This is a genomic window from Bradyrhizobium sp. McL0616 (assembly GCF_049993385.1).
In the GTDB taxonomy this organism is placed as follows: Bacteria; Pseudomonadota; Alphaproteobacteria; order Rhizobiales; family Xanthobacteraceae; genus Bradyrhizobium.
Genome location: NZ_CP188255.1, coordinates 732,746 through 756,651 on the forward strand (window position 1 = coordinate 732,746; position 23,906 = coordinate 756,651).

General features: G+C 58.1%; 20 protein-coding genes and 2 pseudogenes. 7 read left to right on the forward strand and 15 right to left on the reverse strand.

Annotated features, from left to right (window positions below; genetic code table 11):
- Nucleotides 1-7 precede the first annotated feature (7 nt).
- Nucleotides 8-112, forward strand: a pseudogene (locus ACPPVR_RS03520) (SOS response-associated peptidase); the annotation flags it as partial.
- Nucleotides 113-214: 102 nt separating this feature from the next.
- Here the strand turns inward: ACPPVR_RS03520 and ACPPVR_RS03525 are convergent.
- Nucleotides 215-490: a hypothetical protein gene (locus ACPPVR_RS03525; protein WP_426612892.1), complete on the reverse strand. Its 276-nt coding sequence runs from the start codon at nt 488-490 to the stop codon at nt 215-217.
- A 1,048-nt stretch (nt 491-1,538) separates the two neighbouring features.
- On the opposite strand from ACPPVR_RS03525, the gene ACPPVR_RS03530 reads away from it, so the two are divergent.
- Entirely contained in the window at nt 1,539-1,730 is a 192-nt protein-coding gene (locus tag ACPPVR_RS03530) for a hypothetical protein (RefSeq protein WP_426612893.1), read from the forward strand.
- A gap of 31 nt (nt 1,731-1,761) precedes the next feature.
- Here the strand turns inward: ACPPVR_RS03530 and ACPPVR_RS03535 are convergent, their stop codons facing one another.
- The 4 genes from ACPPVR_RS03535 to ACPPVR_RS03550 form a co-directional block, all read right to left on the reverse strand.
- Entirely contained in the window at nt 1,762-2,049 is a 288-nt protein-coding gene (locus ACPPVR_RS03535; RefSeq protein WP_426612894.1) for a DUF1330 domain-containing protein, read from the reverse strand.
- 512 nt (nt 2,050-2,561) lie between these two features.
- A complete protein-coding gene (locus tag ACPPVR_RS03540) occupies nt 2,562-3,794 on the reverse strand; it encodes a class I SAM-dependent methyltransferase (RefSeq protein ID WP_426616322.1) in 1,233 nt (410 codons plus the stop codon).
- Between the two features lie 273 nt (nt 3,795-4,067).
- Nucleotides 4,068-5,366: a UDP-3-O-(3-hydroxymyristoyl)glucosamine N-acyltransferase gene (gene lpxD / locus ACPPVR_RS03545; protein ID WP_426612895.1), complete on the reverse strand. Its 1,299-nt coding sequence runs from the start codon at nt 5,364-5,366 to the stop codon at nt 4,068-4,070.
- 22 nt (nt 5,367-5,388) lie between these two features.
- Nucleotides 5,389-6,351: an AraC family transcriptional regulator gene (locus tag ACPPVR_RS03550; RefSeq protein WP_426612896.1), complete on the reverse strand. Its 963-nt coding sequence runs from the start codon at nt 6,349-6,351 to the stop codon at nt 5,389-5,391.
- Nucleotides 6,352-6,499: 148 nt separating this feature from the next.
- Here ACPPVR_RS03550 and ACPPVR_RS03555 point away from each other — a divergent pair, with 148 nt between their 5' ends.
- From ACPPVR_RS03555 to ACPPVR_RS03570, 4 genes are all read left to right on the forward strand, one after another.
- Complete coding sequence (locus ACPPVR_RS03555) at nt 6,500-7,435, forward strand: hypothetical protein (RefSeq protein WP_426612897.1); 936 nt, start codon at nt 6,500-6,502, stop codon at nt 7,433-7,435.
- A gap of 45 nt (nt 7,436-7,480) precedes the next feature.
- Nucleotides 7,481-8,053 carry an OsmC family protein gene (locus tag ACPPVR_RS03560; protein WP_426612898.1) on the forward strand — a complete coding sequence of 191 codons (573 nt, stop codon included), beginning with the start codon at nt 7,481-7,483 and terminating at the stop codon, nt 8,051-8,053.
- Between the two features lie 86 nt (nt 8,054-8,139).
- On the forward strand, nt 8,140-8,358 hold the full coding sequence (locus tag ACPPVR_RS03565; RefSeq protein WP_426612899.1) for a hypothetical protein: 219 nt from the start codon (nt 8,140-8,142) through the stop codon (nt 8,356-8,358).
- Between the two features lie 179 nt (nt 8,359-8,537).
- Nucleotides 8,538-8,741 carry a (2Fe-2S)-binding protein gene (locus tag ACPPVR_RS03570; protein WP_426612900.1) on the forward strand — a complete coding sequence of 68 codons (204 nt, stop codon included), beginning with the start codon at nt 8,538-8,540 and terminating at the stop codon, nt 8,739-8,741.
- Between the two features lie 721 nt (nt 8,742-9,462).
- On the opposite strand, the gene ACPPVR_RS03575 is transcribed toward ACPPVR_RS03570, so the two are convergent.
- From ACPPVR_RS03575 to coaD, 9 genes are all read right to left on the reverse strand, one after another.
- Entirely contained in the window at nt 9,463-9,927 is a 465-nt protein-coding gene (locus ACPPVR_RS03575; protein ID WP_426612901.1) for a cupin domain-containing protein, read from the reverse strand.
- A 328-nt stretch (nt 9,928-10,255) separates the two neighbouring features.
- Nucleotides 10,256-11,641 carry a cytochrome P450 gene (locus ACPPVR_RS03580; RefSeq protein WP_426612902.1) on the reverse strand — a complete coding sequence of 462 codons (1,386 nt, stop codon included), beginning with the start codon at nt 11,639-11,641 and terminating at the stop codon, nt 10,256-10,258.
- A gap of 505 nt (nt 11,642-12,146) precedes the next feature.
- Nucleotides 12,147-12,494, reverse strand: a complete 348-nt coding sequence (locus ACPPVR_RS03585) for a hypothetical protein (RefSeq protein WP_426612903.1) — start codon at nt 12,492-12,494, stop codon at nt 12,147-12,149.
- Nucleotides 12,495-12,940: 446 nt separating this feature from the next.
- A complete protein-coding gene (locus ACPPVR_RS03590; protein ID WP_426612904.1) occupies nt 12,941-15,667 on the reverse strand; it encodes an autotransporter outer membrane beta-barrel domain-containing protein in 2,727 nt (908 codons plus the stop codon).
- A gap of 601 nt (nt 15,668-16,268) precedes the next feature.
- Nucleotides 16,269-16,601 (reverse strand): PilZ domain-containing protein, encoded by a 333-nt coding sequence (locus ACPPVR_RS03595; RefSeq protein WP_426612905.1) that lies wholly within the window; start codon nt 16,599-16,601, stop codon nt 16,269-16,271.
- 653 nt (nt 16,602-17,254) lie between these two features.
- Complete coding sequence (locus tag ACPPVR_RS03600; RefSeq protein ID WP_426612906.1) at nt 17,255-17,659, reverse strand: cupin domain-containing protein; 405 nt, start codon at nt 17,657-17,659, stop codon at nt 17,255-17,257.
- Nucleotides 17,660-18,265: 606 nt separating this feature from the next.
- A complete protein-coding gene (locus ACPPVR_RS03605; protein ID WP_426616323.1) occupies nt 18,266-18,643 on the reverse strand; it encodes an NUDIX hydrolase in 378 nt (125 codons plus the stop codon).
- Between the two features lie 189 nt (nt 18,644-18,832).
- The gene (locus ACPPVR_RS03610) at nt 18,833-19,003 is read right to left on the reverse strand and encodes a hypothetical protein (protein WP_426612907.1); all 171 of its coding nucleotides are present in this window, start codon (nt 19,001-19,003) and stop codon (nt 18,833-18,835) included.
- Between the two features lie 423 nt (nt 19,004-19,426).
- Nucleotides 19,427-19,921, reverse strand: coding sequence for a pantetheine-phosphate adenylyltransferase (gene coaD / locus ACPPVR_RS03615; RefSeq protein WP_426612908.1), 495 nt, complete (start codon nt 19,919-19,921; stop codon nt 19,427-19,429).
- A gap of 374 nt (nt 19,922-20,295) precedes the next feature.
- Between coaD and ACPPVR_RS03620 the strand changes: the two are divergent.
- A pseudogene (locus tag ACPPVR_RS03620) lies at nt 20,296-20,644 on the forward strand (response regulator).
- A gap of 1,460 nt (nt 20,645-22,104) precedes the next feature.
- Here ACPPVR_RS03620 and nhaA read toward each other — a convergent pair.
- Nucleotides 22,105-23,445 (reverse strand): Na+/H+ antiporter NhaA, encoded by a 1,341-nt coding sequence (gene nhaA, locus ACPPVR_RS03625; RefSeq protein WP_426612909.1) that lies wholly within the window; start codon nt 23,443-23,445, stop codon nt 22,105-22,107.
- Nucleotides 23,446-23,906: the final 461 nt, after the last annotated feature.

Genomic DNA, 23,906 nt, shown 5'->3' on the forward strand with positions numbered 1-23,906 from the left:
GTGCGTGATGTGCAACCTCTACAGCATCACCACCAACCAAGCCGCGATCATCAACCTGTTTCGCGTCGTCAACCGCTGCGTCGGCAACCTCGCGCCGATGCCCAGCGTGTATCGCACCGGTCGGGCGGAACACGGACGCCGGAAGCGATCTTGCTGATACGGTAAGGCATGCCGGCCACCGCGCACCCAGCGGCCCATGCTCGGGAAAATTGCGTCAGTGGAGCGAGCCGCGGCGGCTCGTGAGGAATTCCTTTGGCGGATGGTCCTCTAACTGATCATCTAATTGAGCGCTTATCCGCTCCAATCTTTGCTCTAGCTGCTCATTGGCAAGCATCAATGCCCTAAGCGCGCTATGCAGGTCACCGTCCCAAGCAGCGACAATCTCGTCGATCGCTAGCTCGTATTGATCAAGAAGAAAGCTGGTGCGTGAACGTGACATGCGAACAACATACAAGCAGAAATTGCCACCAGAGATATAATTGTGCAACATCTTCCCCGCTATTCACAGGGCACCGGGCTTGCGTCGGACCGCTCCTAGATCTGAAGTCCGCCAGCAAATTTACCGCGCTGCACATCAATTGCCCGTGCAGACGTCCGAGACATTAGGTTGGCCGGTCGGAGGTAAAGGATGTTTGAAATCTATTTCAATCATAAACATGATCTGCTCGTCTTAAGCGAAGGCTCTCCGATCCCGACATTTGGTTCATCGAGCAAATGGCGGAAGAGCAAGAGAAGAGTTTCTAGGGTCAGTGACGAGATTAGGTTGGCCGTTCAGAGACAAGGCTACTACGTTCGGAGATTGCGAGACAGCAAGGTACGGATGAGCTAAGTCTAAACACGCGCCGCTAAGCGATCCTGTACACGTTCGTCGTCAGCGAGGGCTTTCGACCGTCCTGTTCGCGGGCGCGTGCGCTTGGTTACGGCACGCAATCAAGCGCCCCGAGTTTGTCTAAAACGACGCGCCTCCGCAACTCGTGCGCAGCAGCCGTCAAATGAGAGCCCACGACCAGCCCGAGCAGCTTTAGTTTCAGGAGAGCAACGGGGTCACACAACTCGATAGAAAGTCCAGCCCCCAATATCGCAACGGCGCGTTGCTCACCCGCGTCGAGATCAGCCCATGGGGCGCTTTCCGTCACATGCATCAAAGTTGTCCCCGAAAGGCGTTTTCAAAACCCAAACGAGTGCCTGATTTGCCGCAGCATAGCCATGGCCGCATCGATGTACCGACCATTTGTTAGGTATCGATCCAGTTGGCGCTATGCTAATCAGCGCCACAACTGCCACCGTAGAGCCCTTAAACATTGGGACTCCTGAAAGAGACCGCCAACCGGGCGTGTCGAAGTATCAAACTGTCTTCAGTTACCGCAGTCGCAAATCGCGACCTATAAGCAAATGGTGCCAGTTACTAGTAACGAATTTCTTAAGCCGAAACGACGCTAGGTCTGTGATCAATCAATTACCTTGTATGCCATCGCCTGCCTCTTGCGCAGCGCTGCAACGGGCTTGTGATGACGGTTCCTCTTGTACGGATGAGGATCATGAAGCGCCTCTTTAAGATGCTTTTCTTCGCATGTGGCTCGGTCGGCTTGGTTCTGAACCTGATCTTCGTCGTCGTGTCCTACACACGTGACGCGCCGATCGAGACCTCGGCGATCGAGGCCGCGCTCGAAATGCTCTGGGTCGGTGGCGTTACCTTCTTCGGGCTTGGTGCTCTGATCCTCGACGAGTAGGCGCTGTCCGCCCGCAGCAGCCGCGAGCCGATCACCCGCCCGGAAATGCCCAAATGTTCATGGTGGCTATTCCCTCACGCAGCTTCTTGATTGGAACGTAGGCCGGCGAATTCCAGAACTCGTGGATCGCCTCAATATCTGGAAATTCGAACATCACGACTGGCCGTTGATCATGTTCGCCTTCTAGTACCTCTACTTTCGCGCGTCTAGCGACGAGCTTCCCGCCGAAGCTGGCGATGAACGGCACGACGGCTTGTACGTATTTCTGATACTGCGCTTCGTCTTTGATCGTGTTTTGAACAATAAAATAGGCGGGCATAATGAACCTCCGTTGGCAATACTCTGGCAGGTCAAGACAGACACATTAGCATGCCTTCAGGGCGCGTCCATTCGTCCCCGACAGGTATGCGAATTCGGACGGATCAAACGCGAGCTGCGTGACAGAGCGAGCCGCGTCCCTTTTTGGGGTCAAAAGCATCGTTTGAGAAGTCGCGCAATTACTTCCGGCCCACCGCGATAAGCGGACCATTCCAGAGTGTGCTTGGACTTCGCGTTTGGGCCGATATTGTTGCAAAAGTCTTTTGGGGTGGCGAACGAAAATTCTTAGGGCCGCTGACGCTTCTTACGCGCGACGACGTGAGGGACCGTATGGCTTCATCCAAAGTCGACCCCGAACCTTCGTAGTGGCGTTCAAAGGCAATGCAGCTGCGGAGAGGTCCAGAAATCGACTTCCGCGAGATTTCTAGGGTTGTTCAATTTTCGACTTTTGCAACACAATCGACCAGAAGCGGAAAAGTCAAACACGTTCGGCAGAATGTCGGATCGCATCGTTCAGCCGGCTGTCTTCGCCCAAGCCGCCCGCTCGAAGTCGACCATAAAATCGCGCGTGATCGGCACCGCATCACGGTTAGTCGACAACAGCAACTGGAACACCATGTGAGAGCCATGCAGGAATTCGAGTTCGACGGCGGCGAGATAGAATTCCCACATTCGGCAGAACCGTTCGTCATAGATCTCGGCGGCCCGGGCTCTATTTGTTGCGAAGCGCTCACGCCAGTGTTTAACCGTATACCGATAGTGCAGCCGCAGCACTTCCATATCGTCACACCACAGCCCGCAGCGCTCCGTGGCGGCGAAGGTCTCGGATAGCGCCGGCACATACGCCCCAGGAAAGATGTATTTGCGGATGAAGGGGCCGGTGGTGCCGGGCTGGGACATCCGGCCGATGCAATGAATGAAGGCATAACCATCAGAGGCTAGGAGCTCGCGGATTTTGAGGAAATACTCGTCAAAATGTCCGATGCCGACATGCTCCATCATTCCGACCGAGACCACCCGGTCAAACTGGCCGGTGAGTTGGCGATAGTCCAATTCGCGAAATACGACGCGATTGGAAACGCCCGCAGCCTCGGCATGAACGCGTGCTGCCTTGATCTGCTCGGGCGAAACATTAACCGCAGTGACATGCGCACCGGTTTCGCGCGCCAGATGAATGGCGAAGCCGCCCCAGCCGGAGCCGATCTCGGCGACGGTCATGCCGGGCTTCAATTGGAGCTTACTGGTGGCGTGGATTAGCTTGTTGCGCTGTGCCTGTTCCAGTGATTCATGCGCGGGGTCTCGAAAATAAGCGCAGGAATATTGCATTTGTTCGTCGAGAAACAGACGGTAAAGTTCGGTCGAGATGTCGTAGTGGTGGCGGGCATGAGCGGCGGCAAGTCCGATCGGATTGGCCTGATGCCAGCGCCGCAGACCGCGCCACACCCGCCGCATCAACTTCTGTGAGCCGTACGAATAAAGCCCGGCGCGGTTGACCGAGAACAGCAGCAGAAAATCATGGATTGCGGCACCGTCTTCCAGCGTCAGCGTGCCGTCCATATAGGCTTCGGCGGCGTATAGCTCCGGATTGATGAACAGCTTGGTGTAGAGTTTGCGATCGTGAAGACGGATGGCGACGTCGGGCCCTGACAATCGTTCGCCGAAAACGTGAACCTTGCCGTCGGCGTCGCGGACCCGTAGGGTGCCTTGGCGGATGAAGCGTCGGAGCAGATTAGACAACAAACGCACGTGGCAGTCCTCCGTGGTCGCCGCAAGCGTCTGAAAGAGGGCGTGCGGGGTCGAACCAAGCAGCGCTGAATGATCCCACGGAATCGAACTCCGCACCGTCAAGGTCCGTTTCGGACCACCATTAACGGACTTTTGACTCTTGCCAGTTCCCTTCAACGCTGAACAACGGACATCCGGGTACTGCCCCAGCATGTCCGTTTTGTGCAAACTTGGAAGGCGCAAGCGGATAGTCGCATATAGTCTAGTAAAACCGCTGTTGAAGTGAAAGCCGTCCTATCCTTCTCGCTTTGCCAACTTCTTGAGCGTGGCAATTTGTCGGAAGAAGTCCTTGATCGGCTGGGCAGGACTTCCAACCACTTTGGTGCCTGGAGCCATATCTGAAATGACGCCCGCCTGCGCTCCGATCTCTGCGCCTTGACCGATCCGAAGATGTCCGGCCATAGCTGCCTGCCCCCCGACGCGGACGAAATCCTCAAGCACGGTTGATCCCGAAATACCGACCTGAGCGACGATGACACAACACCGGCCAAGGATAACATTGTGGCCGATCTGCACGAGATTATCGAGACGGGAGCCAGCGCCGATCACCGTATCTCGCGATGATCCTCGATCAATCGTCGTATTCGCGCCAACTTCGACATCATCTTCGAGAATGACTCGCCCAAGCTGGGGAACAGTGAGAAATCCATCCTTGGTGGAGGCGAAGCCGAACCCTTCCTGTCCGATCCGGGCGCCGGGATAGACGTAAACGCGTGCTCCCAGAAGCGCGTAGCCCAGACTCACATGTGCCCCAATCCGACAGTCTCGACCGACAATCACGCCGCTTCCGATAACTGCGCAAGGTCCTATTCGACAGCGCGGTCCTATTTCTGCTCCGGTCTCAATCACGGAATGAGGTCCGACCTCCGCCGACGGATTCACAAACGCCCCATCCGCCACAATTGCGGACGGGTGAATACCAGGAAACGGCGGTAGCACTGGATGGAATAATGCCGCTACGCGTGCCCAGGCAGCGTAGGGTTCGGCCGTCAGGATCGGCACCGTTGTCGTTGGCACTCGCGCTGCCATTTCGGGATGCACAATCACAGCACCCGCCGAAGTCTGATCCAACGCCGAAGAGTAGCGTGGGTTGTCAAGAAAACTTACTTCGTGCGGGCCAGCCGTTTGCAGAGGGGCCACTCCTTCGAGCAGCAGGCCGAGTTCATCCGCAACACCGCCTGCCGTACTCGCAACAACTGCAAGTGGATGAGGCCCACTTCGGCGAAAGAATCTTGCGTCGCCCAATGTTGCTTCGACCATTCCGATCCTCGCCAGCAATCCGAGCTCAATCAGCGTTTCCCTTGATGCTGTCCATTTCAAGGCCAAGGTCTCTTTTGGGTCACAATCCGAAGAACTCGCGCTGAGCAAAATGAGTCCGCTCCTGCCTTGAGTGCCGACATGCGAGCGGACATGGATTCCGTCGCTATGGGCCACTTTCAGACTCATGCACGCAACATTGGCAGCAGTCGATGCATTAACCTGCTTGGAACTTTCCACACCAATCACTGACTGCTCGCTCTCGGCGGACTGCACGAACGTACAGACTGAACGCAGCCTACCTGTTCGAACGGCGCCAGGTGGCTGGCGCAATCCCGAACACCTTCTTGAAGGCGCGGGAAAACGCGGCCTCGGAACCATAGCCGACCGAGTCGGCAACTTGCGCAAGGGACGCGTTGGTATTGCGGAGCTGCTGGGTCGCGACCTGCATGCGCCAGCTGGCGACGTAGTGCATCGGCGGCATACCGATCAAACCAGTGAAGCGATCGGCCAGCGCCGAACGCGACAGCCCGACCTCACGGCTAAGGTCATCCACGTTCCAGGGCCGGGTGATGTCGTGGTGCACCAGCGCCAGCGCCCGCGCCACATGGGGGTCGCGCAAACCGGCCAGCCAACCGGTCTGCCCCTGCGGCAGTGCTTGAGCGTAGCGCCGCACGGCTTCAACGAACAACAGCTCCGACAGTTTCGCCAGCACGGTCTCCGAACCCGGGCGGCCAGCGGCGACTTCCTCGGTAGCATATTGGAAGGTCGAGCGGATCCATTCCGCTGTTCCACCTTGCTCGGCATCGAGTTTTAGCAGCGACGGCAAGGTCGAGATCACCGGATTGTCTTCGGCGCTATCGTGACCGAGGAACCCGCAGATCATCCGCGTGCGTTTTCCACTGCCACCGTGATGGATCGTGAATAGCCCGCCGTCCTTGGGCGGTTGGATAATATCGCTACCAGGTACCGGCGGCAGGGTAAGGTCGCTACCAACTAGGTGCAGGTCGTTGCGCGGCAACAGAACGACGTCACCGGCTCCAAGCACGAGGTCCTCTCCATCGTCGCCGTCGACCCGGATACGCAGTTCACCCTCGACGATGTAGTGATAAAGAATCAAGCGCGATGCTGGCCCGAGAGCGGGTGCGCAATGTTCTGGCGCGACGCGGGCGGCCATACACCATGGCGCGAAGAAATCGGCGTGCAGGAAAACGCCGCCGGTCAGATGGGCCACTCTCAAAACATCGGACAATGCATCCATACCGACCTCTCTATCAGATGCCGGCGTTTGGGTCATGTCTCAAGGTGCGCCGATCATAGACCCTGGCCGGTCGGGCGACCTAAGGATTGCTGCATCAGCCGATCGGCCTGCCTGCCATCGGCGCACCACTCCGCGAAAGGAGATCGAAATGAACGTGATCAGCAATATTTCCGACAGCAGCGAACGGTACGCACGCTGCATTCAAACGTCCAAGCGGGTTCGTTGGGATATCGACAAGGATGTGATCCGCGGGCGCAGCTTTGATACGGCTCACAAGTTTCTTCCAGACGGGCTTTCTCTGGCGGACGCGTTCACGACCCTGTCGGCAGATGAAAAGCGGTTCGTCAGTCAGATCCAGGGCCGCACCTACGCCAATATTTTTGGTCTGGTCGAGCGCTTCATCAATGCCAAGGTCCTGGAACTGAGCGAGGATCATTGGTTCGGCGATCAGGTTGCGCTCGAGGCGCTGGTACGGTTCAGCGACGAGGAGCTGAAGCACCAGGCGCTGTTCCGCCTTGTCGACGCGCTGGTCGGTGACGTTCTGCCCGCCGGCTATCGCTTCGATGTCGACCACAACGCCGTCGCCCATGCCGTTCTTGGCAAAAGTACCTGGGCGGTATTGGCACTGACGCTGGATATCGAGCTGTTCACCCAGCTCCACTATCGCCAGAGCATCGACGCCGATCCCGAGCTCTCCGAGCTGTTCAAGGACGTGTTTCTTTTTCACTGGAGAGAGGAAAGCCAGCACGCGATCCTCGATGAACTCGAGTGGGTGCGCCACGACGCCGGGCTAACGGTGGAGGAACGCGATTCCGCGGTCGGCGAATTCATCGAGCTCGTCGCCGCGGTGGACGGCATCCTGCGGGCTCAGGCCAAGGCCGATGCAGGCTACTTCACGACAACGTGCGGCCGCGCAGTTGACGAGACGGAGGCGCGGGCAATCGAGGCCGCATTCCTCAAGGCTTATCGCTGGCAATACATCCATTCAGGCGCCCAGCACCCGCACTTCGGCAAGGTGCTGTCCAACCTGATCACCGAAAGGCAGGGCCTTCGCATCCAGCAGGCACTCACGACACTGCAATAAACCAGATTTGAAATCCAACCCAACCCCAAACAAAGGAGACCCATTATGAGTGCACAAGCGAAGACTGCTGAACCCACCGTCGTTAACGGCATCAATGTCGACGACCTGTTGGCGCTGATCGACAGCGTCAAGCGGGAACCTGCAAAGGGCAAGACGAACTGGCACGTCACCACGATCTGGCAGGGCCAGGCGCGAAGCCGCGCAGACATCGAGAGTTATGAGATCGGCGGAGAAAAGGTGCCGCGCCGGTTTTCGATCGACATCGACGAGCCCCGGGAACTCGGCGGATCGAACAGTTTCGCCAATCCGCAGGATCATCTGATCGCGGCGCTCAACGCATGCATGACTGTCGGATACGTGGCGCAGTGCGCGGTTCGCGGAATCACTCTCGAAAGCCTGGCGATCGAGACCGACGGCGAGATTGATCTCCGCGGCTTCCTCGGGATCGATCCCGCCGTGCCGCAGGGCTACGAGAACCTCAGCTACACCGTCCGCATCAAGGGCAATGGCACAAAGGAACAGTTCGCCGAGGTCCACAAGGCGGTAATGGCGACCTCGCCCAATTTCTACAATTTGTCCCGGCCCGTGGGCCTCACACCGGCCCTGTTCGTCGAGTGATCGCTGGAGGCAGATGATTCAAAGTCCGCGATCAGATTCTGGGTCGTGTCGATGCACGACCCAGAGCAACACAAAGGAGTATCATCATGAAATGTCCTGCCGACACTCACGACAAGAACGAGGGCGGTTGCCCGGAACAGGAACTCACCGAGGAGCAGTTCTTTGAGCAATTCGCCGCGCTCGAAGATGGCGTTGCCGTCCTTCAACTTCACATGCGCGGTATGTCCGAAAACGTCAAACTCTTCGGCAGCCTCGCAAGGAACATGCGGCGATCGATTTGTCCTGCGACTCTCTCACCGAGATGAGAGGCGTGAACGACCATAGCGCCGTCTTACGGAAAGAAAAGATGGCAATTCACAGAGAACTGGTGTCAGAAGAAATGTCGGCAGAGGCCTCTCTTCGTGTGGCCGCAGTTTGGAGCGGAGCCGTTGGTGCCGGGCTGCTCATCATGGTCCTTATCCGCGTGTTCGGTTAGGAGCGTGCTGTGATCATCTGCAGTTGCAATGGCCTGAGCGACATGGAAGTAAGGTCCGCGATTGCGAGCGCCGGGCGCGGCCCACGGATGAGCTGCGTCTACTCGTCGCTCGGCTGCGCGGCGAAATGCGGCCGCTGCGCCCAAGGCATTAAGGTCTTAATCGACGAAAGCAGACTTTCGTCACAAAGGGCAGAATTCCCCCACGCCACTTGATCCTCTATGAATCCGCATTCGCGGCATCGATTTGACTACGCTTTGGGGCTTCCCGTGTGCGAAATAGAACAAGCGTGAAGGGCCGCATAGTTGCCGAGCGGCTGAGCAAATCCTCAAAGTTATAGGTCCAGCGACCAGCAGATGTCTCAATTGGGTCAGGAGCACCCGTCAACGCAACCATCGTACAACGTCCGGTTTCCCGCAGACAGCCGACATGGCGGCAGCCCTTTCGTTGTTCAGCTGAGGGCCGATATTGTTGCAAAAGTCGATATTCGCCGATGACCAAAATTCTGCGGGCCGTGGGCGCGACTTTCGCGGACTAGATGCGAGGGACCTCACGGCCTCACGCAAAATCCACAGGCGATTTCGGTACCGCGATTGAGATCGTACGAATCCGCGATCGCTCGCTGCTTAGTGTTTTCGCGAAGAATCTTGAGCTCTGCAACTTTCGACTTTTGCAACAAAATCGGCCAACAGCAGAAGTATGGCCGAGTGTAGAGGGGACGAGCGGTTGGGACCGAAGCGCTCACCTTTTTTATATTCCGAAGCTGGAGCATACTCTCGTAAGCCGCTACGCGGAGTCTTCCCCCGTGAGGCTGGTCAGGCCCGGCACCGGTTTACGGACGGCGTCCGGGCCGCTCTAAGCGTTGGGATCGGATCTTTGCGTTGGAACAAAAACGGCCGAGCTTGTTAGCTCTTTTGGGTAAATGCTCGAGCCCGCCTACCTGTATTTTGTACCATATTTGAGACTGATCGCGTTGATTTGCTCCCGCGTCAATTCCCTTCGCGGCTCGCCAGGTGGATTGCAGGTTTCGCGGAAGAACGAATCCAAGCCGGCGGGCGTGACAATCCAAAGCAGCAGCAGCTCACTGTCCGAGTTCGCGAACCCGTGCCACGAGTTTTTCGGGATGAATATCGTCGCACCCTTCTCGAAGGGATGATGTACGTCGTTCAGTATAAATGTTCCACTTCCGTCTAAAACGTAGAAAGCTTCGTCCGAGTCAAAGTGTATGTGAATCGGAATGCCAGCACCTATCGGCACCTCCTGGGTGCCGCAGGCCATATTCTTGGAGCCTTTAATGGGATCAACCTTAATGATGATACTGCCAGGATTACGGTAGTGAACGAAATGTTCGCCATCGGCTGCGCCCAGCACGTATCCATGCGCTTCGGTTTGAGCTTTCACTTCACCCTCCAGTAACGTGCGCGCGCCAATACCTAGAGATGCAGGCTGCAATTCGTGATGAATTTACATCGTCGGTGATGAGTGAACAACGGGTCAGAGATGTTGACTCGACAGGTTCTCAGAAATGGCGCTGTCCGTTCTGGGTCAAAAGGCGAAGAACTCAACCTGAGCAAATGTGGTCCGCTATGCCTCGCTGATCGGACCTGCGCCGGGTGTTACGCCATTGCAGCTAAGGGGCCAGAAGCCGAATCCGGTTGAGAGGTCGCGACACAGGTGCCGGGTCGGGTAGCAGCGCCACTTCCATTTGCTATACATCTCAGGACTTCTCTCACCTCTGAATAAGTCGCATCGGCAGTCCCTTTGCTGGACGTAGCGTAATGCGCTGAAGAGGCCAGACGTCGGCGTGCGGCAGCAGCCGCATCTCGAATTGGGGGCTCAACACAGCAAGTACGATTGCAGCTTCCTGCAAGGCAAATGACGAGCCGATACAGGTCCGGGGCCCAATCCCGAAGGGTAGATAGGCAAAACGGGGAATTTCGCCGCGGTTCTCCGGTAGAAAACGTGAGGGGTCGAATGCATCCGGGCGGGCCCACAGTTCGCGATGACGATGGAGAACATATGGCGCTATCACGATCAGGGAGCCTGGCTTGACCAACATCTCACCCAACTTATCAGCCTCTACCGCCCCCCGGCTGAGTGCGGCGATCGGCGGGTAGAGGCGGAGCGCTTCTTCTATGACCGCCCTTGTCACAATCAAACGGTCGGCTAGGTCATCTGCCGGATTCGACAATTCCCGCTCAGCTTCCTCCACCACACGCGAGCACCACTCGGGCACCTGTGAAAGCAGAAAGATCGACCAAGCTAGAGTGTTGGCAGTCGTCTCATGTCCCGCCGAAAGAAAAGTGAGGATGTTCGAGCGAACCTCTGCCCGGCTGAGTTGCCGTCCTGTCGAGGGATCGAGCGAACGCAACAGCAACGTCAAGAGATCATCTGGTTCGTCGTTTGCGGCGACGGTCGCGAGCCTTTGGTCTCTCCGATGGATGATAGTGTCGATCACCCCCTCGAAATAAGCCATCGTATGACGCAATCGGCGATAGCCCGGGCGTGGCACGAATTTCGGTACACCGAACAGATCCAGCACTCCTATCCGGCCGATCGTGCTGAAATAGGCTTTCATCGCCGCCCGAAATTCTTCGAAGTCGCCGCCGATGCCGTCGGAAAAGATCGTAAGTGCGAGCACGTTTAAAGTGACCAAAGCCATCTCGGCTGCGACGTCTACGACGGCGCCTGGTCCCAATCTTGTCCATCTTGCGGCCAATTCGTTAGCGGCCGCTATCATGGGCTTCGTGAAGGAGTTGACGGTTCGACGAGCGAATACGGGTGCGAGTATTCGTCGTTGAAGCTCCCAACGCTCTCCTTCGACGCTCAACAAACCCTCGGATAAGCCAGACGCCAGAATACGGCGTTGGATCGGATCTTTCCGATAGTTTTTCGGATTGTCTATCAGCACGCGCTTGATGGCCGGGGGGTGATGAACCAAGAACGCGTCGGCGAATGGCAGGCGAAATTTGGCGATAGGCTCTTGAAAAAAATCCGCGCTCCAGCATTCAAGCGGGTTTCGCCTTAGTTTGATTAATAGCTCGACAAATCCTAACCGGTTTGGCGGAGGATGCGGCGCAGGTGGGCAATAGTCTGATTCACGGCAATGCAACATGGGCAGGTGCAATCAGGATAAGTGTGCCGGAATCTTAGGGTAACAGAAATTAAGCGGAATGGGCCTCCTTTCCGCTATTATCAAGTATTAACCGCTATCTCGCTCCGTTGCGACGCACCGCGTCAATCCCGAGTCAACAAGTTTCATCAGCACATCAAACCCTCGTCCGCTCCGCGATGCTGATCACGGCTGATTGACCTTGGGCGCGTTCGATAATCATTTCGGTCTATCGATGACAGATTGCTCTCCCAAGTTTTCGGTGCAAGCGGTCGTTGACGCAACTCGCATCACCGGAGCCCGATCGAGCATACCTTGTGCGGTACACGGAAGGCCGTGAGAGGTAGGAGCCCTTAGACAGTCTGTAGAGCGCTGAGGAGTCCGTTGCCACGGCGACAGAGCAGCCCCAGCTTACAAGGCCCTCGGCGGAGCCCTCAGGGCGGCTTGAGCTAACAGCCTCTGCACGGATGATGATGCGACCTGTGGACCAGCGGCACGCGTGAATGCCTCACTTGTCCTTTTCGGTGACTACTACCGCGCGCAGCGGCGCTGGCTTTTGCGCTCTCGGGCTGGGTGCATCGACGACCAAGCTGTCTAGTTCCATGCTGGGAGCAGCATTGATCACAGGGTCCTTCGGGGTACTGTCGGCAGGCTCATACCACGGTGGTTTTTCGATTGCTCCGCCCTCAAGCGCTTGAGCCATCAACTGTCCGATTTCTGGTCCATCCAGCGGGACTAGGCTTCCGTTCTCGTTCTTATAGAGCTGAGGACAAAAATAGAGCGCGTGTATCCTTGGGTCATATCCTTCAATGACAAGGAAATGCTCCGACTTGCGGAACAGCCTGCGCTTTTTCAACCACAGCGTAATCGTTTTTGCGCACCGGTCCAAGTGGTTGAATGTCGCCTAGGGGTCAAACTGAGAAGTCGCGGACGGATCGCGCCGCGTCCGTTGATCCCCCAGCACAAGACATCGCTTAACTCGCGCTGGAGGTCCGTTTTGGGCCGATATTGTTGCAAAAGTCTTTTTGGGGTGGCGAACGAAAATTCTTAGGCCCGCTGACGCGTCTTACGCGCGACGATGTGAGGGACGGCATGGCTTCATCCAAAGTCGACCCCGAACCTTCTTAGTGGCGTTCAAAGGCAGTGCAGCTGCGGAGAGGTCCAGAAATCGACTTCGGCGAGATTTCTAGGGTTGTTCAATTTTCGACTTTTGCAACACAATCGGCCAACAGCCGACATGCGCGTAGGATTTGGGTTGGCCGTGCCTTCTACGCATAGAGATCCGCAAGGCAGCTCGCCGGCTCACCAATTGTAGCGGATGCCGGCGGTGCCCTTGGCGCCTTGCGGGCCGGCGTTGACCGTGCTGCCGACGTCGAATTGATAGCCGAATTGAGCATAGACGCTGTAGCTCTTGTCGAGCTTGCCGGTGAAGCCGACGAACGCTTCGACCGTCTGCATCTTCTGCAGCAGCTGCACCTGATCGATGCCAAAATTGGTGGTCGCTCCCGCGCCCCAACTGCGCCAGTAGTTGACGCCTGCATAAGGCTGCCAGAGCATCCCGTTGCTGCTCGTGGTATTCCACTGCCCGCGCAGGCCGAGCCGTCCGATTGGCCCGGACGTCGTGCCCAGCCCGACCGGACCCAGACCGTCATTGGCATCGTCGAACGAGACCCGTTGCCAGATGATCTGGGCCTGCGGCTCCAGCACGAAGCCTGGGCCAAGCGGCAGCGGGATTGGATAGCCCGTCTCCAGCGAGGCAACGAAGCCGGTGCCTTTGAGCGGCAATTGCGCGAATTGCGTCGTCGCGTTGCCGCGATAGAGCGTCCCCTGCAGGATTGCGTCGATGTACCAGCCGGTCGGTCCGTAGTGCGTCCAGTAGCCGCCGGCCGAGTAAGCCTGGATATCGTTGGTCCCGGTGTGGGTGAGCATGTAGCCGGTGGCGGCCGGGTTGGTGACGAGCCCGGTCACGTCGGCCCGCGCCTGGGTATAGGCGAAGTAGAGGCCGGCAGAGTCGCGGTGGCCGGGAATGGTGCTGCCGCGCCAGAGATCTATTCCGCCCTGGAAGCCTGCCAGCCAGCCATCGGTGCGCGGGTCGGCGAAGGCCTGGTAGTGGCCGTTGATCTGCTGACCGAACACCCGCGCCCAGTCCGACCGACCCCAGCCGTTGGGATCGGTACCCGCGTTCAACAATGCCATCGTGTCGCCGATCCGCTGGTTGAGCGTACCAAGCGTGGCGAGGCCGACTTGCCGTGCCATGGGCTGAACGGATCCGTAGGTTGCAAGTCCGGGCCCGATGATTGGGTAAGTGCCGGGCGGCAACACCGCTGGTGGTGGGTCGGGAGGCAGGACTCCTCCGCCTCCGCCTCCGCCGCCTCCGCCGCCTCCGCCTCCGGGAGGGATCGTGAACTCGGAGCGCAGGAACCAGTCATTGGGATCGGTACCGGCAACAGGGCCGCCACGGAAAAGAAAATAGTCGAAGGCACCGGCGCGCGCCTCGCCAGCGAGCGCGAAGGCGTTGGGCGTGGAGGTGCCGCCGTTCAGCACCTGGACCACCTGAATGCCGTTTCCGGTTGTCTCGGCCCCGGGACCGGTGGTGTTGGTGATCCTGAGCGCCGTCGAGCCGGTCGCAGTGTCGCCGTTGATGACGAGCCTGTCGGAGGGCGAGCCGTCAGCACCAAGGAACGTATTCAGTCCGATCCGGCCGTTCGCGCCGGTGTAATTGCTCACAGTGAGCGTCTTGTAGCTCGACAGTTGAGTCGGATCCCCACTCGGCGGGGTGAAGATGATCGTGCTGTTGTCGTTGATGAGGCTGGTTGCGGTCGAATTTCCCGTCATCCTCCAGCGAGTCCCTTCCGTCAGATTGACCGTGCTGGTGCCGCTCAGTGTCGAGATCACCCCGCCCAGGATCGAGCCCTGCGCGTTGAACACCGTCGTTCCGGAAGTTTCGAGCAGGGTGTTGTTGTTCACGACCGCAGTCGTGCCGGCGAGATTGATGTTGGCCGTGGCGCCTTGCACCGAGAACGAGGCGGCGCTGGCCACGATGGTGGCGTTGCTGTACGTCAACGTATCGGCGCTGCCGCCATTGTTGAACAGAAAGCCAAAGCCGCCAGTACCTGACGCGGTCACGTTGGTGCCGTTCATTGTTGCGATGCCGCCGTTCTGCAACAGCCCGCCCGCGCCGTTGGTGACGGATACCGAGCCGCCATTCGTCACGACAGTGCCGCCAGTCGTCGCATTCACGCCGGCGTCTCCTCCGCTTCCGGTGACGCTGACGACCACATCGCTTGCGGTAACCAGGCTGTTCGCCCCGGTCGCCCTAAGTCCTGCCTCCCCGCCGCCACCCTGAACCGCGATACTGCCGCCATTCAGCGTTATCTGGCCCGCTGACGCGGCGTTCACACCGACATCACCGCCGCCAGTACCCACAAAGATGCTCTCATTGGTCGCTGTGATCGACCCCCCCGTGACAGCGGAGAGACCGATATTCCCGCCGCCTCCGCCGAACGTGATGCTGCTGTTCGTAAGCTGGATATTTCCCCCGTTCTGCGCTGTAGCCGCGGTCATGCCGCCCGAAGCACCCATGTTCACGGAAAGGCCATCGGCGATGATTTGGCTTGTCGCACCATCGGCGGTCATCAGCTTGCCAAAGCCACCGCTGAGATTGATCGACGAGCCAGGCGTGAATTGAATTTGACCGCCCACCGTGGCCTGCACCACCCCGCCCACCCCGACCGAGGCGCCGCCGTTCCAATTCACAGTGGTGTTGTTTGCGATGATCGTGCCGGTGGTGGCGATCATGGCCGCGCCGCCGCCGCCGGAATTCGCCAGCGTGATCGCGTTAGTGGTGATCGTGCCGCCAGTGTTTGCGAGCAAGCCGTTGCTAGCGGCGGTTACATTGGCGTTTGCGGTGACCGTGGCGTTGGTGGTGGCCTGGATACCTGTTCCACCACCGTTGGCCGTCACTGTGCCGTTGGTCGTAACGTTTGCGCTATTCGATGCGTCGACGGCCGTTCCGAAGCCGGTGGTCACATTGCTATTAACCGTGCACGGTTGGCCACCACTCTGAAGGATACCGCCATTGGTTGGGTTTGTGGCGCATTGAGCCAAGGCGGCTTGCGGGGCGGCGATGAAAATCCCGCAGGGCATCACAACAGCAAGCGTGCTTGCTCGCAAATGACGAGGCCAGCGCGGCGCCCTGGCCGCAAGCGGTTCAAAAGACTTGCGCAGCTTCACGTTGTCGCGTCCTAATTCACTCGATTGCGACGAGCGCGACGATCGTGATGTAAGAGGTCGCAATTGTGGCAATTGCGCGCACAAGTCCATTATCCTAGCCGCTGTAACCCGCGAGCCACCCAGGGGTAGCGACGCTGACCTAATGGAACCTGCCGATCCTCGGTCCGAGCGTGCTGACAGTTCGCGCAACCTGCGGAGCGCGTCACGTCGTGATCGGCTGCTGGCAGCGCGCGAAGCCAATTGGCCGGCTCCCAAAACATTCAGTCACGACGTCCTGGACGGGTCAAAAGCTGCCATCATGCACCATGCGCCGATTGGTCAGCTAAGCGGCGGCCCGTACCCGAAGTGGCAGGCCTACTCGATCGCGTGGTCAGCGAGTTATGCCGACGCTCCTATGCTAACGATGCAAGCCCACGATCTGGTGATCAAATCGCACCACGTTTGTGGGTTGCTGGAAATCGTTCGCCAATTTCGGCAAGCGGCGGCGCAAGAGGAAGCATACGCCGCAAAGCGTCTCCTTCCTCCACGCGATGCGGCAGATGAAAATTCCGGAATGGCCGTCGAACGAGAGCACAAATTCGCTGGCAAATATGTAGTACGGCGTGGAAATGCAGGCCCCCAAGGCGTTGATATCGCGCACCATGCACGGATGAGTTCCACTAATTTCACCGAATGACAGCCGCGCCGCCCGGTTGATCGGTATGCGCTTCATTGCACGACGTTCGATCATGGCGAGATGCTCCAAATAAAAATTTAACTTCCAATCGAACGATCGCAGCGATTGCGATCGCGCTTTACGAAGTCAATTTCCCGGTCCCGCCGACGTCCGGAAAACGGCAATACCTGCACGTTGATCTGCGCGGCCGACGCTGACAAGCAGGGTCGTTGTCTTATTAAAATTGGATCGGAATTAGTGGTTAATTCGGTCGCATGATACCGAGCGTACAAGCGGAGGTTCGTGCTTTCGAAGCTGGGGCGACCTCAGCACCAATACCGAATAAGCGGCCCCTGTAGGCCGGAACGGCATAACCAGCAATCTTGCTCTGTTGGTTCGTGATCATAGCCAGTCATTCTCGGCAATACGCTGGACCGCCTAAAAGGTCTGCAACAGGTCAAAATCCGAAGAACTCGCACTGAGCAAAACGAGTCCGCTCCGGCATTGAGTGCCGACACGCGAGCGGACGTGGATTTCCGTCGCTAAGGGCCAACAGGCTAAGCGCTTGCATTTCTTCGAGAGAGGAGATCGCCACTGAGATGGCTTTAAGCAAAAGCCCCGGACAATGCCGGGGCTTAGAGGATTTCGGTTTTTCTGTTGTTGATTAGGCGGCTGCGAGAAACGGGTTCTTCCTCGTTCGAGGATAGTTGCGCACCCGCGAAAGCGCTTCACTCCTTGAATAGGTCGGCGCTGATGAGGATGACCGGCTCGGACGAGGTGTTCTCGGCCCAGTGGTCAACATCGGTGCTTTCGGTGATCACCTCGCCGGCCTTATAGGTCCGGTCGGGGCCGCCCTTGCGGTGCTCTGTCAAGCCACCCTTCATTATGTAACTCAGCGCAGGACGGTCTTTGTGGCTATGAAAGCCGGCAACTCCGCCTGGTTCAATGGTGATCTGCCGGATGCGCATCTGGCGCTGCGCAAGGTCCTCCAACCCCTGCTTGCCGAGCGCGAAGCCCGACAACGCTTCCGCCTTCATCCCTTTGTTCTCCGTCGGAGCCTGTTGGGCAACCGCCGTGCTTAATCCGCCGCCGACCGCCAGAACGGAGAGCAGTGCCGCTAGTTTTGTCACCATATATCTTTCTCCCTTTCTGAGCTCAGGTCCCGTCGGGTCGACGGGTGCGTGAAACGATAGATTTTCTGGAGGAAGAGTCCAGCGGAGATCCCATCGAACCGAACTGGCGCGCGAAGACCATTGTCGTGCGACCCTGATGTCGCAGATGGGTCAAGTTCGGAAGTAGCGGACGGACCGCGCCATGTCCGTTGACCCCCAGCACCAGACATCGCTTAACCCGCGCTGGAGGTCCGTTTTGAGCCAATTGCGGAAGTGCGTCGCAGAGCCGTAAGTTGGCATCTGTGCGGACATTCGTGAACGGATTGCAGTGGGCTTGTGATCGACTACAACGACCTTTCGTGCCCCAAGGTCCTCATGAATGTCGGAGACCGGAAAGAGTTGCAATAATGGCCGAAAAGCCGACGACTGATACCGCTAAGGCGGCCGCGCTGTACATGCTGAGAAACGGGTTAGCCAGCTATCAAGAGATAGCTCAACTATCTGGTAGATCGCGGCAAGTCATCCGCGTTTGGGGTAAAAAGGTCGACGCACCGGCAGCCCGGAAGCGTTACCTTCGAAAAATCTGGATTGATGCCCATCGATCGTTTCACTGACGTGACGTCCGACCTACTTGAAAAACAGTTTGTCGCGGATATAACGCGAGGTAGCAGTCAGCCGGATGCCGCTCGGCTTCCGCCATACAGCCCGGTCGATCTCCTTCGGATCGCCGATGACCAGCTTGCCTCTGGCGTTCTTGGCGACGAAGATCGCATCGCTCATGTTCCGTCCCGATCGCTTGTTTTTCGCCGTGACCTCCTTCCAGAGGCTTACATGTCCAAGCTTGAGTTTTGGCAGCTCCTCTTTGATTTCTCGGCGCAAGCAATCCTTTGCGGATTCGTTCGCGCGACGGCGGCCGCCCGGAAACATCCAGAGGCCATCCGATCGACGCCTCACGAGGAGCACCTTGCCACGCTTTGCAGCAACCAGTTTCGATGACTTCGTCATAGCCAGCCGCAACGACCAAAGAATCAACGCAATGATATCTTGTCTCTTCGGCTGTACAAGTTCGGCGGCCAGCCAGCCTAGTGCCACCGGGTGGCTGCTTCACGTCCGGCCTCGGGGGCGGTTGTGAATGGCCAGCAGCTAACGCTACGAAACGAAGAGGTCGCCAACTGAAGTGGCCTTACGCTCCGGTCACCGGTTTTTTTTGGTTTTTTTCTTTTTTGATTTGATCACGTCAGCCTGCGCACGGTAGGCGCGTGCCAGGGCCTGAAACCCCTCCGCAAGCTCAGGGTCGAGGGCGGAGACTGCCGCACGCTCCGCCTTGTCAGCCTGCTCGCGAAGGGACTTAATCATCTTAGCCATGGGCCGATCCTAATGAGGCACATACTCGTAGACGACAAGTGCCCCAAGTCCGATCATGGCCACCAAGATTGCAATTGCGAGAAAGGATTGTGGGCGCATGCTGCTTCCCCCAGTTCCAAAAGGCAATGAGTCAGACATTAATCCAGCGCGGGCTCCGATGTGAAGGAAACATTCGTGTGGAGTCCGCTAAGGGTCAAAAGCAGCGGTCAGGGCAAGCGGGGCTGGCGGGTGGATGCCTCGCACGAAGGCCTCCCTAAGGGCACGGCTCGCAAACTGGCTTCGAAAGCCGAACTAGTGCACGTCGGGTCAGACCCGGCCGTAACGCATCCTCGGCGATAGGTCTGCCGTGCCTCAGACAGCCCACATTAGCGGTCGTCGTTTGGTCCGCTCCGGCGCGAGAGCCAGTACAGCGGCCGAGAGCGCTCATTTCGCAAACCTGACCTTGAGACCTGACGCCACGATTGTCGGAACAAAATGAGAGACATCGCCGCCCATTCCTGCGATCTGCCGCACCAAGGTTGCTTTGATTGGTCGCATCATCGATGACGTCGGCAGAAACACGGTCTTTAGATCAGGCGTCATGGTTTCGTTCATATCTGCCATCTGCATCTCGTCGTCGAGGTCGGAGCCGTTTCGTAAGCCGCGGATCAGGATCGAGGCGTGAACGCGTCTAGCCGCGGTCACCACCAGGTCGTCGTAGGTTATGCAGTCCATCTCACAGCCGATTTGGGCTGCCACCGGCGCGATCACCGCCTGCACCATCTCCACCCGCTCCTCGATTGGAAATAGCGGCGTCTTGCCGGGACGGATGCCAATAGCCACAACTAATCGATCGACTAAGGCCGCGGCGCGGCGGACCACGTCGAGGTGGCCATTGGTCATCGGGTCGAACGTCCCAGGATAAAGCGCAATCCGCATCCTTCTCTCCTCAACTCCACCACGGGGTCCGCCTTAGCGCGTGCGCCCAACCTATAGCACGCGCGCGGTTGCTGCCGCCTCGTGCTGGATCGATAAGGTCCGCTCTGTATCAAACTCGGAAGTCGCCTTCGGTCACTGATGCGTCCGCTGTACCCCGAACAACGGACATGGACAGGCTCACAGCGTACCGCCATTCATGGTCACCAGCGGAAGAGCCACAGCATTCGCAGTCGCACCGCGATCCTGAGAGCACGTCAGACACTCAAGGAGCGCGCGGGGCCGGACACTCATTGGCATCCGTTTGCCGTTTTGAGGGAACAATACTTTTTGCCCGCGCATTGACTGCAATTGGCAACAAGTTTCAGTAGAGTTCCATGGGTAGGCCGCCCGTCATTCTCATCGTCGAAGACGAGCCGCTTGTTCGCTTGGGCGCGGTAGACACCATCAGTGAAGCTGGCTTCGAAGTCATCGAAGCGCGCAACGCCGATGAAGCAATCGCCGTCCTTGAGCGGCGCACTGACATCCATCTTATCTTCACGGGACATCCACATGCCCGGCTCAATGGATGGCTTGAAGCTCGCCCATTTCGTCCGCGGACGGTGGCCGCCTATCAAAATCATTGCCACGTCAGGCCACGCCAGGATCGCGGAGGATGACTTGCCCGAGGGTGGGCGCTTTCTGCCGAAGCCCTATGCTAAGCACGAAGTAATCGGCGGGAGTTAGTCGGCGTCGCCTAGATTGCATCTACTGGCTTTGGTCAGGGCAGATAATCCTCACAGCTGCCCCGCACGGACTGAAGCGCGCTGCACAACCGGAGGAGCCACAGGAAGCACGAGCCCTGGGAGCACGTCGGACGCTCAAGCAAGGCGCGGGGCCTGCGGCAGCCCCATGATGGCCATGCCCGCGCATAGCGCACCCATCGCGCGCTGGAATGTTTGCGACGTCACTGCTCGCTCCAAAACGAAAGACAAGAATGTGACTTACGCTCTCCAAGAAGACGCGCGCACATTGATCGTTCCAAATGGTGCGATGCATTTAGAAACCCTTCGGCGCCGCAGCACATCAGTGACCGTGTCCTAGAGCTGACTATGACGTATAAGATGCGCATCCACAGGGCGATAAAGCGTGACGTTCACAATTGTTGGATCGAAGAACGGTCAGATCGCTTCGACAGTCCGCATAAGCCCGACTGCGGCGATGGAGAAAGCGCGCGCGATGGAGGCTTCTGGATGGCAGGTTCACATCAATGATACCGCAGGTCGCCAGGTTGCAATTTCGGATTTGAGCTCTACTCGTTTGCCGCCGCGTCCCGAGTAGCCATTGTGCGCACGCTCCTCGGCTCATACTGACGCGGTGAGAACGTTTGAGTCGGGTGTCACGGCTGCATCCGTTGCCCTCGCAAATTGTAACTTGAGCTCACCAGGCTCTCAGCGGGCCTCCTGAGAGTAATCTGAACGACACCTGCTCCTCCCTCGACAGCGGACATTCATCTGAGTGGTCGGCAGGTCTCAGAAGGGCCAATAGGCGACCTCGCCGGATGTCCAGAGACTAGTCTGCCCCTTCGGAAAGGCGGACATTTTTGAAAGTATGGTGCACACGCCACCGGGAAGCTAAACTCCCTCGGGGGCACTCCTTATGGCCAAGAAAACGGACGACAATTACTCTCTGTTTATCGGGGGTGAGCCGACATGCAGTTGCACAGCGTCAACGGAAGCGATGGGACAACAGCCGACATCCCAAACATCGCACACAAGATCCATTCTCAACCGAAAATGAAATAGAGAAGGTAGAGCGAGTAGCCGATCGCAAGGAGGCCCACCACTCCTGTAAGCCAGAATAGAAGTTTATCATCTTTCATTACGATCTACCGGCGGATTAAACTTTTGGCGAGCTGGCGAAGCCCAATAGAGCCGATTCCTGACGAACATCGGGAGCAGACCGTCAGATCTCCCCGCTTTGGGTCGAAACAAGCCGAATAGCGGCAGGACCTTCTATGTTGACGCTAACATATTCCTGCGCGGCCGAAATGAGACCTTCCACGGCCGATTTATTGTACGAGGAATGCTTCGGATTTAGGTGCAAGCCAGTTTCTACAATCATCACTTGGGTAACCCCGGAGGGCAGAATCTCGACGTCAAACGATACAATACGTGGGGAGCTTTGAAAGACATTTGAGCCCGCTTTCACTGACGTCGAACATAGGTGACGCCCCAGCCGAGGCCGAGTGTGGCGGCGACAAGCGAACCGAAGAGGACGCCCAGTTTCGCTGCCCTCAATAATCCATCATCGGAGAAGGCCAGCATCGAGATGAAGATCGACATGGTAAAACCGATGCCAGCCAGCACGCCGACCAGACACACGCCACCCCACGAAACTCCAGGAGCCAGGCGACACCAGCCCATTCGTACCGCGACCCAAGTCGCACCGACGACGCCAAGCGGTTTCCCAGCGACCAAGGCAAGCGCAGTGCCCATCATCACCAGGTGGCCCCCTACGGAGAGATCAGTGCCGGTTAAGCTGACGCCGGCATTCGCTAGCGCGAAGATCGGCATGACGCCGTAAGCCACCCACGGATGCATTGCGATCTGCACCCGTGACACCGGCGGCAATAACTCGCGGTGAGCTACACGAAGGTCTCGCAGCGGTTGCTCCAACAGATGCGGATCCCTCGCTTTCACCGCATCGCTGCTTCGTAGCTGTTTCAGCACTCGCGACAAAACTTCCAGCGGCGGCTCCCGCATCGGTATGGTGCGTGCCGGAGTAATCAACCCGAGCACGACACCCGCAAGGGTTGGATGGATCCCGGCTACCGTGAACCCGATCCAAACCAAAGAGCCGGGCAATACGTAGAACGGCGCAGAACCGATGCCGATGCGCTGAAATCCTAAAGCCGCGAGAACGCCAATTGACGCGATGATGAAACCGCCAGGCTGAAGACTGGCGGTGTAGAACAGGGCAATGATCAGCACCGCAATGATGTCGTCGATGATCGCCAGAGCAAGCAGGAACACACGCACATTGACCGGGATCGTTCGTCCAAGCAGCGCGAGCACCCCGACGGCAAAGGCGATGTCTGTCGCGGTTGGCACGGCCCAGCCCTGGCCTCTAGCCGGATCGCTGTTGAGGCTCAGATAGATGAGCGCCGGAACGATGACGCCACCAGTCGCGGCGACCAGCGGCAGAATGGCCTGGTCGAGTCTGCTCAATGCGCCTTCATGGACCTCGCGCCGAATCTCCATGCCCACGACGAGGAAGAAGACGGTCATCAGTGCGTCGTTGACCCAGAAATGCAACGACCGGGAAAAGACGTATTCGCCGATACCGACCGTGAGCGGAAGGTTCCAGAAGGCGTGATAGCTATGAGCGAACGGAGAGTTGGCCCAAATCAGTGCAGCGGCGGCGGCAGCGAGGAGCACGGCACCGCTGACAGCCTCAACATGCAGGAACCTATGGAGAGTGCTGAGGGCCTGCTCCGCTAGCCGCTGGGCTATCGGCAGATCGTCAAACGAAGGGCTATCGTTCATGGGGCGCACGCCTTCCGCGTGGCGGCCCGACCATCGCACAGCCTGTCGCTACTCTATGCAGCGAGCACCCGAACGCCGTTATACATCGTGGTAATGACAATTCAACCTTGGAAGAAGGCGCCTGTTAGACTTCGGTCATATTGGTCTAAGCTGACTTTGCTCTAAGATCGCCCAATGCGGGGAATGATCATCTTCATGGTGGCCGTCTTGGCCTTGGCGCTCGCATTCTCGTCGAGAACGCATCAGTTGGTCATCCACCCGACGATGCCGCTTCCTCCCGTAAACGTGCCAGCCAACTAAGAGCAGCCCTACTGCTTCCTTTTGCGTGCGGATTGGCGAAGCGGCATGTCGTCTTCGGGTCAAACTGCGACATCGGCGGACGCTGACCCGAAGTCCGCTTTGCCTTCGAAAGCGGACATTCATCGGAGGGGTCGGCATGTCCGAAAAGGGCCGATATTGTT

What these genes read in the sequence shown, in the direction of transcription:
- ACPPVR_RS03535 (WP_426612894.1), bottom strand. Translation starts at nt 2,049, where the DNA reads ATGCCCGCCTATTTTATTGTTCAAAACACGATCAAAGACGAAGCGCAG.
- ACPPVR_RS03610 (WP_426612907.1), bottom strand. Translation starts at nt 19,003, where the DNA reads ATGGCTAAGATGATTAAGTCCCTTCGCGAGCAGGCTGACAAGGCGGAG.
- ACPPVR_RS03530 (WP_426612893.1), top strand. Translation starts at nt 1,539, where the DNA reads ATGAAGCGCCTCTTTAAGATGCTTTTCTTCGCATGTGGCTCGGTCGGC.
- ACPPVR_RS03565 (WP_426612899.1), top strand. Translation starts at nt 8,140, where the DNA reads ATGAAATGTCCTGCCGACACTCACGACAAGAACGAGGGCGGTTGCCCG.
- ACPPVR_RS03525 (WP_426612892.1), bottom strand. Translation starts at nt 490, where the DNA reads ATGTTGCACAATTATATCTCTGGTGGCAATTTCTGCTTGTATGTTGTT.
- ACPPVR_RS03550 (WP_426612896.1), bottom strand. Translation starts at nt 6,351, where the DNA reads ATGGATGCATTGTCCGATGTTTTGAGAGTGGCCCATCTGACCGGCGGC.
- nhaA (WP_426612909.1), bottom strand. Translation starts at nt 23,445, where the DNA reads ATGAACGATAGCCCTTCGTTTGACGATCTGCCGATAGCCCAGCGGCTA.
- ACPPVR_RS03600 (WP_426612906.1), bottom strand. Translation starts at nt 17,659, where the DNA reads ATGGTGACAAAACTAGCGGCACTGCTCTCCGTTCTGGCGGTCGGCGGC.
- ACPPVR_RS03580 (WP_426612902.1), bottom strand. Translation starts at nt 11,641, where the DNA reads ATGTTGCATTGCCGTGAATCAGACTATTGCCCACCTGCGCCGCATCCT.
- ACPPVR_RS03595 (WP_426612905.1), bottom strand. Translation starts at nt 16,601, where the DNA reads ATGATCGAACGTCGTGCAATGAAGCGCATACCGATCAACCGGGCGGCG.
- coaD (WP_426612908.1), bottom strand. Translation starts at nt 19,921, where the DNA reads ATGCGGATTGCGCTTTATCCTGGGACGTTCGACCCGATGACCAATGGC.
- ACPPVR_RS03555 (WP_426612897.1), top strand. Translation starts at nt 6,500, where the DNA reads ATGAACGTGATCAGCAATATTTCCGACAGCAGCGAACGGTACGCACGC.
- ACPPVR_RS03605 (WP_426616323.1), bottom strand. Translation starts at nt 18,643, where the DNA reads ATGACGAAGTCATCGAAACTGGTTGCTGCAAAGCGTGGCAAGGTGCTC.
- ACPPVR_RS03560 (WP_426612898.1), top strand. Translation starts at nt 7,481, where the DNA reads ATGAGTGCACAAGCGAAGACTGCTGAACCCACCGTCGTTAACGGCATC.